This window comes from Cupriavidus oxalaticus (assembly GCF_004768545.1).
Lineage (GTDB): Bacteria > Pseudomonadota > Gammaproteobacteria > Burkholderiales > Burkholderiaceae > Cupriavidus > Cupriavidus oxalaticus_A.
Genome location: NZ_CP038636.1, coordinates 602452 through 618277 on the forward strand (window position 1 = coordinate 602452; position 15826 = coordinate 618277).

Sequence of the window (15826 nt, forward strand, 5' to 3'; positions counted from 1 at the left end):
TGTCCTTCACCTTCGAGCTGGCATCCTCACGCTTGGCGGCGAGGTGGACCCGGAGGCCGCGCTTTCCGAGCTTTGCTCACACGACTCCGATGCCAGTAGGCTCGCTGCCGGTCACCTTTGGCTGCTTACGTAGCGCAGGACCAAGCCGGCGCAACACCCCCCTTGGAGCCCTTCTGTCTGCCTCAACGGCCTCAACCCCTAGACTAGGGGTACGTGTTATTAGACGTCTAATACTAATTCGGAGCATCTTGCGCGAGAGACGCAGATGAGGATCGAATGATTCGAATAGCGCTCCTCCTCGCTCAGGACATAGTCGCGATGCTCGGCCTCTCCTGATACGAGCTGCACTTCACAGCTCCGGCAAAGCCCTTCCCTGCATGAGTAGGGAAGGCAGACGCCGTTTTCTTCAAGTACTTCAAGAATGCTGCGATTCTCAGGAATGGCAAAGCTTCCGCCGTGGCGTAGAAGCCGGACATTGAATTCATGCACTGGCGCAGCGGGAGCGGCGGTGTCTGCGAAGAATCTTTCCCAATGGATCGCGTTTCCGTCTTTGCCTGCGGATTTGGCTTCACCGCGGACAGCGTCAATCATGGCTCCGGGGCCGCAGGTGTACACATGCCACCCTGGAGGTAGCGACGACAGTGCGGCCGCGACGTCCGCTTTTCCCTCATGCTCTTCGTCGGCATGAAGCAGAAGATGATCCTCGTATTCCTCCAGCACCTCGAGGTACGCAGCACTGCGCCGCGACCGCACGCAGTACAGCAGTCGCCAGGGATATCCACGTTCGACGCATCGGAAGATCATGCTGAGGATTGGTGTAATACCAATACCACCAGCGACGAAGAGATGTCCGACAGCGTCCTCCTCGAGGCCGAAGAGCGAGCGAGGCTCGCTGACTTGAAGGCTATCGCCAATGCGAAGTTTTTCATGGGCGTAGCTTGATCCGCCACGGGAGTTCTTGGCGCGACCTATACCTAGCCAATAGCGCGCTCGGTCTGAGGCGCTGCTAGAGATGGAATACTGACGCGTGAGTCCATTTGGGAAAGTGACATCAATGTGTGCGCCTGGAGCAAACTCTGGAAGCTTCTCGCCATCACGGTCTCGAAGCTCCACACCGAGCACGCCATCCGCTTCTAGGCGCAGCGATGTTATGACGAGTTCCATTATGCCACCTTCTCTTGGATGCTCTTTTCTTGTGCGGCTTCCTCCGCCAAGCGACGCTCGACGGCCCATCGAAACTGCGACAGTGCCGCGTCGATGGAGAACGGGATCATTTTGAAGTCCGGCGCAAGTAACAGCGATCCCTGCTGTGCGGTGATGATGTCGCGATCTTCGTCGAATGCGGTGACAACACTCTGGTGAATGGAAGCCGTGACTTCGGGATTTTCGATCGCGAAGTTATGCGGATGGGCGAAGAAATAGTGTGTGGACGTCTCGGTCTCCGGCGTCAATGCCTGGCAGCCACGAAACTCAGCAGCATTGATCCTCGTGCCGTCGGGTGCCCCGGTCCCAGTCGGCGCCATTCCAGAATCCATCAGCAGAACGGCCGGGATAGTGAAGTTGTAAATGTTCCAGCGATCGACTTTGCCCGGCCAGTTCTTCACTTGCTTTGCGAAGGGCGGCGGCTCCGTATTCAAAGTCCATCGTGTAATGCGAACGCCATCCTCCAGACGCTCGACCTTGGGCTGCGCAGCGGCATAGTCTTCGCCACCGCCAAGCGTTGTGGGATGCACAAATGGCAGGTGCGAGAAGTCGAGCAGATTGTCTGCGATGAGCAGGTAGTTCGTGTCGTAATGAATGTAACCGTCAAGACTGCGCCACTCGGGGTCGTCGAGCCAATGTGTGTCAGGGATAAGATTGGGATCGGCTTTCTCCGGCTCTCCTATCCAAATCCAGATCCAGCGATGGCGCTCCACAACTGGAAATTTCCGAACGCGTGCTTGCGGAGGGATTCGCTGTTGGGCAGGCGCTTCTACGCACTGTCCGGTTTTATCGAACTTTAGTCCGTGGTACATGCACCGTACGCAGTCACCCTCGCGGCGTCCAACCGAAAGCGGCGCGCCGCGATGGCAGCACCGGTCTTCCAGCGCCTGTAGCACTCCGTCTTCCGTGCGATACATCAACACCGGGATCCCGATGATGGTCCGGCTGAAAAGATTGGACACGCCGACTTCCTTGTCCCAGCCGGCCACGTACCAAGTGTTCTTGATGAACATGTTTGTCTCCTGTGAGTAACTGTTGCCTTCTGTGAGGCCCGTTGACAGGAGGTTAGGTTCGGGCGCACCATGCGTCAATCTCATGCCGGACATTATTAGAATGTACGCTATGCATAATGACGCTTTCGACTGTAATCTTCTTGCGGTTTTTGACGCGATGCTGCGTGAGCGCAGCGTGACGCGCGCGGCAGCTCAGCTAGGGTTGACGCAGAGTGCCATGAGCCATGCACTCAATCGGCTGCGCGACTACTTCGACGACCCTCTTTTTGTAAAGACGTCTAACGGGATGACGCCGACTATCAAAGCTGAAGCACTCGCCGAGACAGTTCTCGAAGTCATGACAGCGATACGTACTCGCGTTCTACCTCAAGCCAGCTTCGATCCCGCGTCCCTGCAGCGCACATTCACTCTTTGCATGACTGACATGGGTGAATTGGTTTTTCTCCCGCCGCTGATGAAGGCTCTTCGAAAGGTGGCGCCACAGTGCAAACTTCGGACATTGCAGGTACCAATCCCACAAATAGAAGCACTGTTGGCTGCCGGAGATGCTGACCTGGTACTGGGATCTGTCCGCACGGCGCCGGAGTTGCTATTCCAACAACAGCTATTCATGCATAGCTTCGTCACGATCGTGAGCCAAAAGAACAAGCTAGTGCGCGATATATTGACGCTGGAACAGTTCGAGACGCTGCCACATATTTGCGTCAGCTTGGCTGGACGCGCGAGCCCAACGTATGACGCCGACTTCGAGCGTCACGGGCTGAAGAGAAACGTTTACTTGCATACGCCGCACTTTCTAACGATCCCTCTACTAATGGAGCAAGAGCCAGAGCTGATCGCTACCGTACCTCAAGAGCTAGCCACGGTCTTCTGCAGGTATGGGATTGTTCGCGCAGTAAAGCCACCCGTGACATTACCGCCATATGCTCTAAGTCAGTATTGGCACCCACGCTTCCATCACGATCCAGCCATTGTCTGGCTGCGCCAACTTGTGAAAGAGACCTTTGATCAGTCTCGGGAAATCGAGCATTCTTGATCACTGCCATCAGACACCAGTGAAAAAATTGAACGAGTGTCCTGGAACACCAGAGATTGCTGTTTTCGGTTTCACAGCGGTCATTGCCAATCTGAGTCGGCACTGACGGCACTGGGTCGGGAACGGCCTTCGGCCCGCGCTATTTCCTTCGCTCGACGCCGAAATGCTCGATCGACTGGCCGGCATTGACGGCGCGCTGCAGCCAGTCCGGTAGAGCGCCAACGCCATCCCAGGCGTGGCCAGCGGCGTCCCGGAACCGGATGACGCCCGAGGCAGAGCCTCCGGCCACACCGGGCGGCGCGAAACAGCCTGCCGCCAGGAGGTGCTCCTAGGTCAGCCCAAGGCGGGCCATCTGGGACTTGATCCACAGGACAGCGTCAGCGCGCTCGCGCGAGGATTGAGCCCCGGAGACTTCAGGATAAGCGGTTGGCATGGAGGGAGAAGCAAGCGGCGGGCGGCCTGAGCCGCGACCACGGCTTGTGGAGGGCGCGGGAGGGCGCGGGAGCCCGATGGCAGCCGATTCTAGCCCATGCCCACCGTCCCTGCCCGATTGCCCGCCTCGCGCAGCCGCGGGGAGGTGTGAATCGGCAACGTTCCGAAACGGTTGTACAGAGATAAGCCTTCGATCTGCGCATAGCCCGGCCGTTCACAGAACGTAACGACTGCCGGATCTGCTTCCAGCAGCAGCCACTGTTCCACGGCGGAGCGCTGATAGAACATGACGCGCCGCGCAAGCTTCGGGCTGAATGCTTCGAACCGATGCGCACCTCGCGGACGTGCAAAGGTGATCGGCCCCGCGATTGACAGGGAATCTTCCATAAGATCAATGGCTTACGGATGGGATTCGAAGTGTAGGAGGCGAATTGACGGATATAGGGGTAATCGTACTTTCCGTGCAAAATCTGGCGGTAAGAAACGAATTGCCTTTACAAATCAAAGCGTTAGGAAATCATCAAGTTCACCTGCTTGCTGCCTTTCGATGCAAAATCTGGCGCCTGCCTTGCCGGCAAACGCAGCCCGAGAGCCCTTGGACAATGCAGAAAGGCGCGCTGAAAGTTTGTGCACCATAGAGCATATGTTCCTGCTAACCACTTGCTAGTCGCCAGCGCGGACGAAGTATTTCGTGAACATCCGCTCGGCCTCGCCGAGGCCCTCGTCGGTTAGCCACACCGACTTCGCCCGGTTCACCGGATCCCCGATGAGCCCTTTGTCGTGCAAGCGATTCAGCGCGTCCCAGTCAAAACTTTTCCAGGCGCGATTCTCGCCGCATAAATTGAGGTAGAGCAGCGCGAGGACGACCTCGTCGACTGCGTCGGTATTGATGTCCATCTTGCCTCCTCCTCGAAGGTGGCCCTCACGATCCTGCCGCACGCTGCCAGGGCGCCGCTTCGAGCAGCATGTCCTGGTACTGCTCAAGGGGAAATCGCAACATTCCCCGAAAGTTCACATGCGCCGAATGCGCCGGCCCCATTCGACGCAGCCAATCGTCGTCGACTCGCTGTCCCTTGCCGCGCCACGCGTCGACTGTTGCTTGCATGCGCTGCGTGTTCCAGGCAATCACCAGGTTCGTCAGAAGGGTCAAGGAGCCAGAAATCGCGATCATTTCGTCACGACGACGGCCGCGCTCCGGCGTGACCTTTCCCGTATAGATCGTACGTTGGAGCTCGTGTACCGACTCACCGCGACTGAGTAGTGCATGCAGTTCTCGGCGAAACTCGACGTTGCTGAAATAGTCGCACAGGAACAGGGTGCGCAGCAGCTTGCCAAGTTGTTCCGCCGCCCGATAAATCGGATCTCCTTGGGCTGCGCTGCCGAATCGCTGCAACGCGACGACAGCGCTGACACGCCCTGACTTGATTGATGCAACAAGCCGCAGCAGCCCGTCCCAGCCGTCGCGAATAGCCTTCAGGGAGATACCATGATCCACGATGGGAGCAAGATCTTCGGCTATCTCCATACCCCGCGGCAGATAGAGCTTGCGCTCCAACAAATTGCGCAGCCGTGGGCATAGATCGAAGCCGAGCAGCTTCGATACGGCCATCCCCACATTCGTATATCCATGCGTATCAACGGCGAGCGCGAGGAGGCCGCCATCTTCGCGCGTGTCGCTGTGGCGCACTGCCCCTTCAATTGCGACCCCCGCCTGGCGCTCGTTAAGGACGATCGGCTGGTTGTACACGATGCCATGCTGGTCCAGGACATGCGTGTAGATACCGACTGCATGCGTGCGCCTACGCGGATCGACACGAGCGTAAAACAGATGAGGTGAAGTATCCAGGCTCATCGAGTCGCTCGAGGCTCGCTGCCCGCGTCCCCACAACTCTGTGATGGGGTGCGTACGTTGAAACTCAACCACGCGCGAGTTGGCTCGCGACAGCCGTCCCGACATCTCAAGCACACGCATTGTGTTCGAAATCGCCGCAGCATCGACTTGCTGAATCATAGCGGCAACGCCTTTCGCGTCGATCTCGGTGCCGTGCGCCATCAGTGCACCGTAGAGCGAGACAAGTTCGTTGGCATCGCGTGCCTTCCGTGCCAGTAGTACTTCGCTAAAGCCCGTGTGGACATCCACTTCCATCATCAGATCCGCAAACTGAGCTGTGCCGATCGCCTTGAACAACAGGTCGCGTGTGCGCCTCGGTACCCCGTCCGTCGGTAGTGCCTCAAGTGCCGAGAGGTGCAGAGCGCCATCCTTGCCGATTGTCACGCGGCCGGCTTCGCGAGCTTCCTCCAGCGCCGCGAGGCCGCCTTCAGGTTTTCAGTCAATCGCTCGAGAAAGGGATCCGCTGCAGCTGGTAGACCCAATAACGATAGGTGTCGGTCTCGCTCGGACTCCCAATCTGACGGCGGAATCAGCATCTGGTCACGTTCACGAAAGGACAGACTGTGGTTGATCCACACCGATCCGCGGCGCAGATCTTTGCGCAAGCTCGTGATCGCGGCGGCTTCCAAAGCGCGCAGTGCACGTTTACGATCGTCGCAGTCGACCATGGCGCGCCAGTTGGCGCTAATCGGCACTCCGTGGTCAATGGGCAACTCCGTCGCGTCGCTATCGCGCAGCCTGGCGATAAGCTCGAGTTGCTGCAGGCTTGGTTCTGCGTCTCGGCCCGATAATTCCAGTTCACATAGGGGTGCAAGGAGACTACGGATGCGCCGGTTATCATCAGTCAGCGTTTCGCGCACGCTGGCTGCATGGCTGGCGGGAGGCTTGTCCTGTAGTTCCCCAAGCAGTGCTTCAATCTCTGCAAGTCGGGCTTCCGCCGGGCGCGTATTGTCACGAACGAGCGCTTTGATCGCAACCAGTTGTTGTCGGTATTCAACTGCCGAGCGAGCCTGTTTCGTTGTGGTCTTGTTGTAAGCGTGCCGAACCAGATCGGAAACGCGACGTCCGATTTGATAGAGCAGCGAATCGGTCAACTCGAGCAGCGTCACGCGTAGGAAAAACACCACCTCAAGCGTGCGTGTCGACACCTTGAGCTCGCGGGTCTTCACCGGACGGCGCGCCTGAATCCGCTGTGCCCAGGCACGCTGCTTATCGATCGGCACGGTGTCCAGCGTCCACGTGTGTACCCCGATCTCCTTGAGATACTGAATCTTCTCCACGGTTTCCGTGAGCGTCGTCGGACTGTGCCGGGCCGGCGGCGTCTTGAGCCACTCGAGAACGGTCATGCCTGCGGGCTCGTGTTGGCTCGATAGTTCTGCATCAGCGCGCACCAGTTGCGTCTCAGGAATGGTCGCCCCGATCAGGGAGAGCGTGTGATGCTCGATCTCCGCCCAGATCGATCGTCCAAGATCCCGCAGGGTTCGGTCGGCGGGAATCAGAATCTTGCGCTCGTACAGCCAGTAGTGCGCGTGTTGAAGCAGTTCGTCGAGCGTGAGCGATCCTTTGGCATCCTGGCGCATCCATGCTTCGAGCTCCGCCCACTGGTCCGGGCTGATCGACTTCAAGCCCAGATACCCGCAGGCCCAGATCAGGTGGTCATAGAGCGTTTTGTACCGGCGATATAGAGTCCGAAGCGATGCGATCGTCGGCGTCGGTAGGCCGAGCCGCTGGCCAACATAGTGAAGCAACTGGCGCGGCAGTGTGCTTACCTGGCCGAGGCTATGCCCACTTGCGCGCAGAAATACCAGTTGGATGGCCGCGCCAGCGCGCCGATCGGTCCGAAAGCGCTCATTGAGCACTGCGACGTCACTGTCGGTCAATGCAAAATACCGCTCGACATCGAATTCCGACAGCCGCATCGGCAGCCGGTCACTTCCCACATAGCGAAATCCCAAGCCCGGCATCTCTTGCCCCTATCGAGATGGCGCGATCCGAATCGCGGGCGGATATGTTACGCCCTCTCCGCATTCGCAGCGGCCAACGAGTGTGGGCTTGTCGGAAAGCCTTGTCGACAAAGGCTTTCAGGGAAACCGCCAGATTTTGCACGAAAAGTACGATTACCCCTATGTCAAAAACATGCGGAGTAGGGAGGTTTATGGACGAATAAGCCATCCTTTGTGGTGCCCTGTAGGGAACCGGAATTAGCCGGAGTGCGAGCGCTTTTGCTGGACTGAGAATCCGGAACTAGCTGGCTTGCAGGGCAGCCCCACTAAGCAGTCAGTTCGAGCGAAGTTTCCCTCCGCCAATTCTCCGCGTCGTGTACGTTGCCCGAATCCCCTCGATGGACGAGAGTAAAGTTCGCACTCGATTGCTGGCGGCTACGCTAACTGTCCGCGCGGATCAGAGGGCCGGCCCTGCCGCGATCTCCTTCAACGCCTCCGGCAAGTCGGGATGGTCGATGGTGACGCGCGTGCGCCCGCGCAGTTCCTGCCAGAACGCCTGCAATACCTCGGCAGGCGTGCCCATGCTGCCCTTGCGCACCAGGCTGTAGAGCTTGTTGGCGGTGGGCGTGACGCCGTAGCGAAAGAACAGCAGGCCGCAAACCTCGCGGTAGAGCGCGCGGGTTCGGGAAAGCGCCCGCGCAGCTCGGCCAGGTCGGCCTGCAGCGCGGCGTCGGTCAGATCCAGGTCGGCAGCGGCCAGGATAGAGAACCTGCATGTTACCTCCTGCCAGATAATGGCAGCGGCAGCAGCCCTCGTGATCGTATTCTGGTAAGCGTGCTTGCGGGCATGACTGCCCCTCATCACAATCCGGGGTGCGCGCAGGGCTGCGGGTCCAACTGTTAAGCGGGCTCGGGGCACCATTCCCTAGGCCGACCTCGGTCGCCGCTGCGTGCCCATCTTACCTCTGGCGTCAATGGGGCGCCCGCCACACGCGCACGCTTCATCCTTCGGGGTCGGGCCATGCCCGATGAACAACTGTTTTGGCGCGGTCTCCAGAGACGGGCCGAGCCTCCGGGACGAAATCGCTGCCGCGAGACTGACCTTCGTGGTGGGCAACGGAGGTGAGATTCGCACAACCGGCGCGATACCCCAGCGAGCGACCAGCCAAGTTCGCCGTTTCAGTCAGAGTTCGCCGTCGTGATGAGGGTCGTGCTCAGGTACCACGTAAACGTTGGCTCCATAGGATGGCAAACCTAGTGGATCCTTGTCGCGGCGCACGGTAAATATCATGTAGGGACCCGGCGGCATGATGTTGTTGTTGGGCGGCATTTGAACGAGCAATATATCCTCAACGACATGCCGGAATGACAGGGACAAGTACCGTTGATCCGGATTGAATGCGTGTGTGGACGAGCCGCATCGGAGCAGTACAACCCGAAAGACCTCGTCGGCATTCGTTGTCTTGACAACTACCGATTCGCCCGGATACGCGAGACTTGGGGCTGCAGTGACAAAGGGCCGCCGCAGGTTGCCGTGATACCAGGGAGCGTATATGTCGATATCCAGAACACGGGCAGCCATGCCTGGACTGGCGTCCTTGTCGGAGCCGGCTACCCATACACGGCCATCGGGCATGAGTAGCGCGACGGTGTGGTAGTTCCGCGGAGTTGGCGCAGGGTCTTTCAACCAAGTCCACTTGTCGGCGAACGGGTCGTACATTTCCGGGTCGAGAACGGCTCGCGAGTCCGGTGATCCCGGTGCCTTGCGGGCAGACAGCTGGTCAAAGGTGTCTTGATCCACATCGATACCGCCGCAGACGAAGATCTCGCCAGTGGGCAAGATGGTGGCGGTGCAATTGCGCCGCATCGAATCCGGCGCGCGCGGCGCCGTGGCATTCCAGCCCCAGGTCGTCACACCTGAGGAGGCATTTCGCCACCCTCGCATGTCAAGGATCCAAGCTTGTCGACTGCCGCAGATCATCGCGCGCGGCCTCCACCCCTCCTCGTGCAGCAGTGGCAGCAATAACGAGGATTTGGTAAAACCGTCATACTCCGTGGCCTCGAAAGCCGTTCCTGCGAACTTGCACACGCGCCTGTACGTCCCGCCGTTGGACCCCGTATCAGGCTCGAATGTCCAAGTGCTCTCCCGCACCGGATTGGTACACAATATGTCCCCAGTTGGGAGCAGGTGGATGCGCGGATAGAGGGGAAACGCATTGCGGTCGTAGTCGCCGGGCGCCCGAGCGCTCGTATATGGAGCCAATCGACGCCACTTGCCCTTCGGATCCGCATTGATCGAGAAGATCTCGGGCACGTTGTTGCCGTGCGCTGCGTCATTTGATCCCGGATGACCCGACATTGCGATTACGTCGCCGGACGCGAGTGTGATCAATGTCGGGTACCAACGGCCACCCGTCAAATTCGAGTCTGGATGCGGTTGTGCTGTAGTTGCGGCCATCAAGGGTCCGGGGTTCATCCGGTTGGCCTTGGACCAGCCGAACGATCCGACTGGTGCGACGAGCGAGGGCGAAACAAAGATCGCCGCATAGCGAAGTCCCGGAAAGTGGCCCTCGTGGAACAGATGCGGATCAGTATCGGGGAAACGCTCCGTTCCACCTGCTGCGAGCAGTTTGACTTGATTCGCGGCTACGAGGAACGCGTGGCCACAGCAAAACGTGTCGAAGCTCGGTGACCCTGGGTTCGTGACGGCAAACGTGTTGCAGTCAAATAGACGCGTGGCGTCGACCTGGTGATTCTCGTTGTTTCCAGGGTCGTGTTGATCACCGCTGAAGTAAAGAATCTGACCGAATCCCACGTATGCCGCGTGCACCGCGAGGATTTCCGCGTGGTTACTCAGGTGTATCCATGCCATGGCACGCCTCCCCTCTGGCTATCGTCTTACTCTTCTGTTCGCGCGAGAGCGCTAAGACCTTGCGCAGTCTATGGTGCGAAACCGCATTTTAGGCATCCCTACGATGATGCACCGGACAAGACGCCGAGGCACATCCGCACTACTGCGTCCGGTCAGGACAGACTGCCATCGAGACAGTGAGACGTGTCACGGTGATACTTCGCTAGCCGGTGCCGGATATTGTGCGGGCTAACCTTATGGCGAAAGCTCATGGTGTGGACGTGAACGCGTAAGGCAACAGTGGCGTCGCCACCGGCACGCGATGCTTGCCGCGCGCCAATCGTTTCCCGAAGGTCTTTTCCATCAAGGAACTGCGGGCTTTGCTACTCAACAAGCGCGGATGAACTGGACCGGGCGAGATAGCCAGGGATCGCGGCTTGGTGCTGGTGCTCCTGAAGGTCTTCCAGCAGCTACACGGATTGTCCTCTTATCGACCTGTCCGCAGAATTTAGACCACTACATTGCTAAGAAATGTTGCATTGTTGACACGGGTGATCCGCAGCGCCGAAATGCTGGTTTAGGACATGCGTGGCGGCCAGCGGGATAGCCGGCAAAGCGATAGCGGGATGGCCATGATCGCCGAGGACTTGGTTGACATAACCTGCACGGTCTGGCGGGGTGTGGGGGTTCACTTCGTATGAAGCCTGGTTTCGGGCCCTGCCACGACCGAGCACATATTCTGTGCCGCCGTTGTAGCGTCGGATCGCTGCGCGCAGGAGAATTCCGACGCAAAAGGCCGGTAGCTGGCGCCCCTCTCGCTGCGCCTGTTCCTGCAGACGCCGTAGGTCGCCGTTCGCTAGTGCCTGCTTTGCACGAAAGGCGCGGATGCCTTCGCGCACATTCTCCTGCCAGTTCCAGAAAATCCGTGGGAAGAAGTTATTTGCTTGCGTCTCGCGGCTTGCGGGAAACTGCCACTCACCGATTTCAGGATCGCGCTGGGTAATCCCAATCCCAGCCGGTGGACCGACGAGAACACTCCCGTCCTGCCTGAACTGACTCAGTGTATGTCCTGACTCGTGACAAAAAATTCGAATCAGCGCCCAACTGTCGTCCCCACATGCTCCAACGAGCGCGCCACCCGGTCCCACTTCGGCCCTAATCAATGCCTCGACCTGCGCACGTGACGGATTCTCGCCTGCAACTAAGCATCGCACCGTTCGCGTGAATGTGCGGCCTGTGGCATCACGGATGGTCGCCTTCACCTCCAGACTTCCGCCGACAATCAGCGGCGTCAGTAGTGCGAGATCGACAAAGTCCTGCTTGCCGGAGGAGGTAACAATCTGTCCTAAGGTGAAGGCATAGGTCTGGAGGCGGCAGCTCGGAACACTTCCGCAATGATCAGAGACGCCGCTTCGCACTCTGTAATTGCCGGAAACCCTGAATTCCCAGGAAATTCCAGCGTCTGGGACCGGATGTCCATTTGCCAATACGCGGCCAAGGACCGTGACGGCAGGCATGGACGGTCCCGTAGCCGGGAAGTTACCCGCATGAATGGAGAGCTTTTCACCGGCCCGAGGACGATCAATTATGAGGTCAAGTCCCCGCACTGGCAGCGACGGGCGTCGACGGCTGCGCCGTTGGCAAAAAATGGGAGGGACTAGATTGCTCGGTGGAATCCCCGACAGTAGTCCTGTCTCCGCTTCCGCGAGGTGCACATTTGGTCCCGGTGACTGACACGCACTAGCAGATAAATCTCCAGATGCCCAAAGCTCGAATGTCTGAGAAGCCTTAGCCAATGCAGCGTCGAGGCGTTCGGGGGGGATATCCATCACGTGGCCCCTTTGGCGCCCCCTTTCTGGGGTCTCCAGAAGTACCGCACGGCGAAAGACAATCGTAGGGAACGCAGTCAGTGGCGCGGCGGGATAGAGCACCAGTGCGGCGTCTTCGCTCTGCGGCACTAGCAACCAAGGCTGCGTTCCATGGTGCTGCGCCAGCTTGAAGGCGGTCAGCGAATCGCTGCTGAAGATTCCAGCGAGCCTGCCTGAGTTGATGCCGTCAATCAGTCGGATCGCGTCCGCGCGCCTATCCATCAGTTTCAACATCCTTTGAATCCCTAACCTCGCGCTCAAGTCGACGCGCTTGTCATGCGGATCGATGCGCGGCTCGCCGATCGGCGCGGGAGGTGGTGCGCCGGCATCGACCAATGCCTGCTCAGTGAGCGGGCCGACGATACCATCCACGACCAAGCCGCGTTGCTGCTGAAAACGTCGTATCGCGCCAACCGTTTGCGGGCCGAGAATGCCATCCACGATGAGTTGCGTGCCCAAGACTTGGTTGAGCGATTGCTGGATCCAGCGCTTGTACTCCGGATCGCTGCGAATCGATGCTGCTCCGGTCGCGCCAGGCCCAGAACTGGTCCTACCGCCATCGGCGGGCGGTTCACGCACCGGGCGTAGCAACATCTGGTCCGGCGGGAGGCGACCCTCGCTATCGGTAAGCAAGCGTGCGAATCGATCGGCACTGGTGTGTGGAAACGGGCCACCCTCAACAACCTGGACAAAGATTCCGGGTCGATCGCTCTCGGGGGTCAAGCCGGCGAGCTCGACCAGTTCGCGTGGCCAAAAATCGGTACCCGCAATCAGCGCAGCGTGCGAGAGCCCGCCTTCGCCACGCCGGCAAAGCACATCGCCTGGTTGGGGGCCGTCTGCCAGTGGTCCTCTTGGCGCGCCGATCATTTCAAAGCGATCACGGATCTGGCCGAGCAGCGCTTCCTCAAACAGCGCACCAGGCGTGGGAAATTCCGCGTAACCTAGCCCCTCAGCAATGACTGTCGCCGACGACCACTCTAGGCTAGAGCAAATTGCCAGATCGGCCCGATGCACGTAGCGGGGTGTCTTCATTTCGATCGGAACGACTAAAGGTCCCTCATACTTGCGCACGGCTTCGTTTAACACTGGGCCGCGCGCGTCACCCCGCCGAGCCCGCCACCGTCGGTCACTGCGCCGAGAAGGCCCCTACCAAACGCGCCACCGGGAGTGAGCATCCCGGCGAATCCAAGGCCGGCATTCACAGTCTTGCCGACGTCGCCGAACGCCCCTTTACCGTGCTTGGCTAGAGCTGAAGCAGCGCCGCCGAGCGCCGCGCCGGCTACTATGCCGACCGGCCCAAGGGCCGCTCCCAAAAGGGCGCCTTGTGCAATTCCCGGTAACGCGCTCGTTACCACCGGCGCCGCTTTCTGGGCAACCAGGCCCACCGCGCGGCCAGCGTTGCTTGCAGCTCTGGTGAGCGCACCAAAAAGCCCTTCATACTGCTCGGCCGAAAGGCCGGGTCCGAAAGTATGCTCGATCATCGCCTCGATTTGCTCCGGTTCGAGTAACGCATATTCCGGTACGAGCGCCTCGCGCAGCCGCGGATACGGATCGAGTCGCCAGTTCTGATAGCCGCTGTGCGCCATGATTTTCCTGCGCCATTTCAAGTTGCAATGACCTCCAGCCAATCCACCGGTACATGCAGGCTGAACGCGCCACTTACACGCACCTGTACCCAGTGCGAACTGTATGCGAGACCTACGGCAAAAGTTGCAGGACGTCCCACTGCATGTTTCATAGAAAGCTTAGCGGGACTTAGCGCGCCTCAAACAATGCGAGCTAGGATAATCCAGTCAGTCGTTAGGACTATCTTGTGCCCCCCGATACTCGCTCGGGCAAAGGCCAACCTGGCGCTTGAACGCCCGCGTGAAGTATGAGTGGTCGTTGAAGCCGACGGAGTAAGCCACTTCCTTCGCGAGTGCACCCGAATTGGCTAGACGTTCACATGCCCGGTCTATCCTGTAGCGGAGCAGATACTGGCCGAAGCTCACTCCATACTCCTGCTTGAAGATACGGCAGAACTGCGAGGCACTGAGCCGGCACAGCGCTGCGGCATACTCCAGCGCAATTTTTCGGTCGAACTGTGCCGCGACGAGTGCGATCGCAGGAAACGTCCGCGCCTGCTGTTTGTGGCCATCCAGTGCGGACAAGTCTTCGGTACCTTGCGACGGAAACAAGATCTCACTAGCCGACTCTGATCCGCGCTGGCGCGTCACTATGGTGAGTGCCGCAATCTGGTGGTTGAGGGCCTCTATCGACACCGGTTTCACAAGCAAGTCCCAGACTCGAAGGCGCAGCGCACATATCGCCACGGCCTCGGAATGGCAGCCTGTGATCATGAGAGTGGGGAGGCTCGGGTGCACGCGCCGGGTGCGAGTCAGAGCCTCGATACCTGCCGAATCCGGTGTGTCGAACTCGAAGCACAGAATGAGCGGGGAATAAATCTGGATGGCGTCGGGGACCTGTGGCAATTTCCTAACTCGATATACGTCAAATGCACCGTCGATGGCATCGACTAGTGCGGTGCCCGCTTCCCGCGTTAGGTCAACCCAGAGAATACGGGGCTCTCGCCCAGCGCTAGGTGGATTGAATGAATAATTCATGATTTTTTTCCTTCTTGATAAGTTGTTAGCATGCACTGGCTTCCATGTTCGACTAGTGGGTGCGGTTGGCGAGCATGTCATAGGTAGCGCATGACGATGTGTCGCTCCACTGCACCGCTCGGCAGACCATTGGCAGAAGGCAGTTTGCGTTCACCGCGCACTGTCGCACTGGTTGCCCAAAATGTCCGGATCGGCGCGGGTGGCGAATGGATCTTCTTGCGTGCCACGGTGAGGAGGGGCAGCCAGCGCATCGAAATGCGCGGTCGTGGGCGTGTCGGCATGCGCCACCGCCCGCAGCGCGGCATTGCGCTCGTCTTCCCTAGGGCGCCCGCGAAGCGCTGCATGTACCAGGTCCGCAGTTCGCGGACTGCGTTTTGAAGTACGCCGCCACATACCCGCCGATATCTTGGTCGGTGCGCGGGTCGCTGGTCTGAGCGCGACCGGTAGCGGCGCACGCAGTAGCCACCGAGTGCATCCTCGTGAACGATCAGGCAGCGGGTGCGGTCGCGCCAATATCCGCTGGGATCGGGGTGGCAGCCCGGATGGGCGACAACCCAAATTGCGTCAACGTCCTGCCGGCACACTGACACCATGTCTTCCGCGCAAGAATGGAGGAAGACATCGGACTCCTGTGCGTCGAGGTACTGCGGTAGCCCCTGGTCGGACTTGCGGCTGATCGACGGAAAGGAAAGGCTCCAGCCTAAGCCGATTGGACCGTTGGCGGCACCGGAGTCGCAAATTGGGGAGAGTGGCGGGCCGAAGCCCGAAAGCCCTGGGCTCGTGGCGATGGGCACCGACCTCGAGCCGGTGCCGGTGACCGGGTTGACGGCGAGTTTTTTTTCGCTGAGGCCGCGGATCGCGCCCCCGCCCTTTGGTAAAGAAATTGACGGCGCAACCCGGCGCTGAGTCTCTCGCGCGCCTGAGGTCTCGCTCGCCGCCGTGCCTGGTGTCATCGCAGGCGCTCCCGCTGTGTTGCTTCTTGTTCTT

At 59.5% G+C, this 15826-nt stretch carries 10 protein-coding genes and 2 pseudogenes; 1 reads left to right on the forward strand and 11 read right to left on the reverse strand.

Features of this window, described 5'->3' with window-relative positions:
• Window positions 1–219 precede the first annotated feature (219 nt).
• Together E0W60_RS30895 and E0W60_RS30900 are read right to left on the reverse strand one after the other, a co-directional pair.
• Window positions 220–1164 carry a PDR/VanB family oxidoreductase gene (locus E0W60_RS30895; RefSeq protein ID WP_135706696.1) on the reverse strand — a complete coding sequence of 315 codons (945 nt, stop codon included), beginning with the start codon at window positions 1162–1164 and terminating at the stop codon, window positions 220–222.
• Window positions 1164–2216, reverse strand: coding sequence for an aromatic ring-hydroxylating dioxygenase subunit alpha (locus E0W60_RS30900; protein ID WP_135706697.1), 1053 nt, complete (start codon window positions 2214–2216; stop codon window positions 1164–1166). Before E0W60_RS30900 ends, E0W60_RS30895 begins: the two co-directional genes overlap by 1 nt.
• 109 nt (window positions 2217–2325) lie before the next feature.
• Here E0W60_RS30900 and E0W60_RS30905 point away from each other — a divergent pair, with 109 nt between their 5' ends.
• Window positions 2326–3252: a LysR family transcriptional regulator gene (locus E0W60_RS30905; RefSeq protein WP_135707107.1), complete on the forward strand. Its 927-nt coding sequence runs from the start codon at window positions 2326–2328 to the stop codon at window positions 3250–3252.
• Window positions 3253–3774: 522 nt separating this feature from the next.
• On the opposite strand, the gene E0W60_RS38235 is transcribed toward E0W60_RS30905, so the two are convergent.
• The 9 genes and pseudogenes from E0W60_RS38235 to E0W60_RS30955 all read right to left on the reverse strand — a co-directional run bounded on the left by E0W60_RS38235 (window position 3775) and on the right by E0W60_RS30955 (window position 15792).
• Window positions 3775–4071, reverse strand: coding sequence for a hypothetical protein (locus E0W60_RS38235; protein ID WP_346769562.1), 297 nt, complete (start codon window positions 4069–4071; stop codon window positions 3775–3777).
• Between the two features lie 276 nt (window positions 4072–4347).
• Window positions 4348–4581, reverse strand: coding sequence for a DUF6429 family protein (locus E0W60_RS30920; RefSeq protein ID WP_116321242.1), 234 nt, complete (start codon window positions 4579–4581; stop codon window positions 4348–4350).
• A 25-nt stretch (window positions 4582–4606) separates the two neighbouring features.
• Window positions 4607–7539 (reverse strand): annotated as a pseudogene (locus E0W60_RS38240) (Tn3 family transposase).
• A gap of 451 nt (window positions 7540–7990) precedes the next feature.
• Window positions 7991–8277: pseudogene (locus E0W60_RS30930) on the reverse strand (DNA-binding protein); the annotation flags it as partial.
• A 423-nt stretch (window positions 8278–8700) separates the two neighbouring features.
• Window positions 8701–10389: a galactose oxidase early set domain-containing protein gene (locus E0W60_RS30935; RefSeq protein WP_135706698.1), complete on the reverse strand. Its 1689-nt coding sequence runs from the start codon at window positions 10387–10389 to the stop codon at window positions 8701–8703.
• Window positions 10390–10892: 503 nt separating this feature from the next.
• Window positions 10893–13268, reverse strand: coding sequence for a peptidoglycan-binding domain-containing protein (locus E0W60_RS30940; RefSeq protein WP_240746016.1), 2376 nt, complete (start codon window positions 13266–13268; stop codon window positions 10893–10895).
• 47 nt (window positions 13269–13315) lie between these two features.
• Window positions 13316–13822: a hypothetical protein gene (locus E0W60_RS30945; protein WP_135706699.1), complete on the reverse strand. Its 507-nt coding sequence runs from the start codon at window positions 13820–13822 to the stop codon at window positions 13316–13318.
• A gap of 207 nt (window positions 13823–14029) precedes the next feature.
• The gene (locus E0W60_RS30950) at window positions 14030–14839 is read right to left on the reverse strand and encodes a helix-turn-helix domain-containing protein (protein WP_167884647.1); all 810 of its coding nucleotides are present in this window, start codon (window positions 14837–14839) and stop codon (window positions 14030–14032) included.
• Between the two features lie 77 nt (window positions 14840–14916).
• Window positions 14917–15792, reverse strand: coding sequence for a SpvB/TcaC N-terminal domain-containing protein (locus E0W60_RS30955; RefSeq protein WP_135706701.1), 876 nt, complete (start codon window positions 15790–15792; stop codon window positions 14917–14919).
• Window positions 15793–15826 lie beyond the last annotated feature (34 nt).

Excerpts from the sequence above, each read along its gene's own strand:
- E0W60_RS30940 (WP_240746016.1), bottom strand. The coding sequence starts at position 13,268 with ATGAAGACACCCCGCTACGTGCATCGGGCCGATCTGGCAATTTGCTCT.
- E0W60_RS30945 (WP_135706699.1), bottom strand. The coding sequence starts at position 13,822 with ATGGCGCACAGCGGCTATCAGAACTGGCGACTCGATCCGTATCCGCGG.
- E0W60_RS30900 (WP_135706697.1), bottom strand. The coding sequence starts at position 2,216 with ATGTTCATCAAGAACACTTGGTACGTGGCCGGCTGGGACAAGGAAGTC.
- E0W60_RS30895 (WP_135706696.1), bottom strand. The coding sequence starts at position 1,164 with ATGGAACTCGTCATAACATCGCTGCGCCTAGAAGCGGATGGCGTGCTC.
- E0W60_RS30935 (WP_135706698.1), bottom strand. The coding sequence starts at position 10,389 with ATGGCATGGATACACCTGAGTAACCACGCGGAAATCCTCGCGGTGCAC.
- E0W60_RS30955 (WP_135706701.1), bottom strand. The coding sequence starts at position 15,792 with ATGACACCAGGCACGGCGGCGAGCGAGACCTCAGGCGCGCGAGAGACT.
- E0W60_RS30905 (WP_135707107.1), top strand. The coding sequence starts at position 2,326 with ATGCATAATGACGCTTTCGACTGTAATCTTCTTGCGGTTTTTGACGCG.
- E0W60_RS38235 (WP_346769562.1), bottom strand. The coding sequence starts at position 4,071 with ATGGAAGATTCCCTGTCAATCGCGGGGCCGATCACCTTTGCACGTCCG.
- E0W60_RS30920 (WP_116321242.1), bottom strand. The coding sequence starts at position 4,581 with ATGGACATCAATACCGACGCAGTCGACGAGGTCGTCCTCGCGCTGCTC.
- E0W60_RS30950 (WP_167884647.1), bottom strand. The coding sequence starts at position 14,839 with ATGAATTATTCATTCAATCCACCTAGCGCTGGGCGAGAGCCCCGTATT.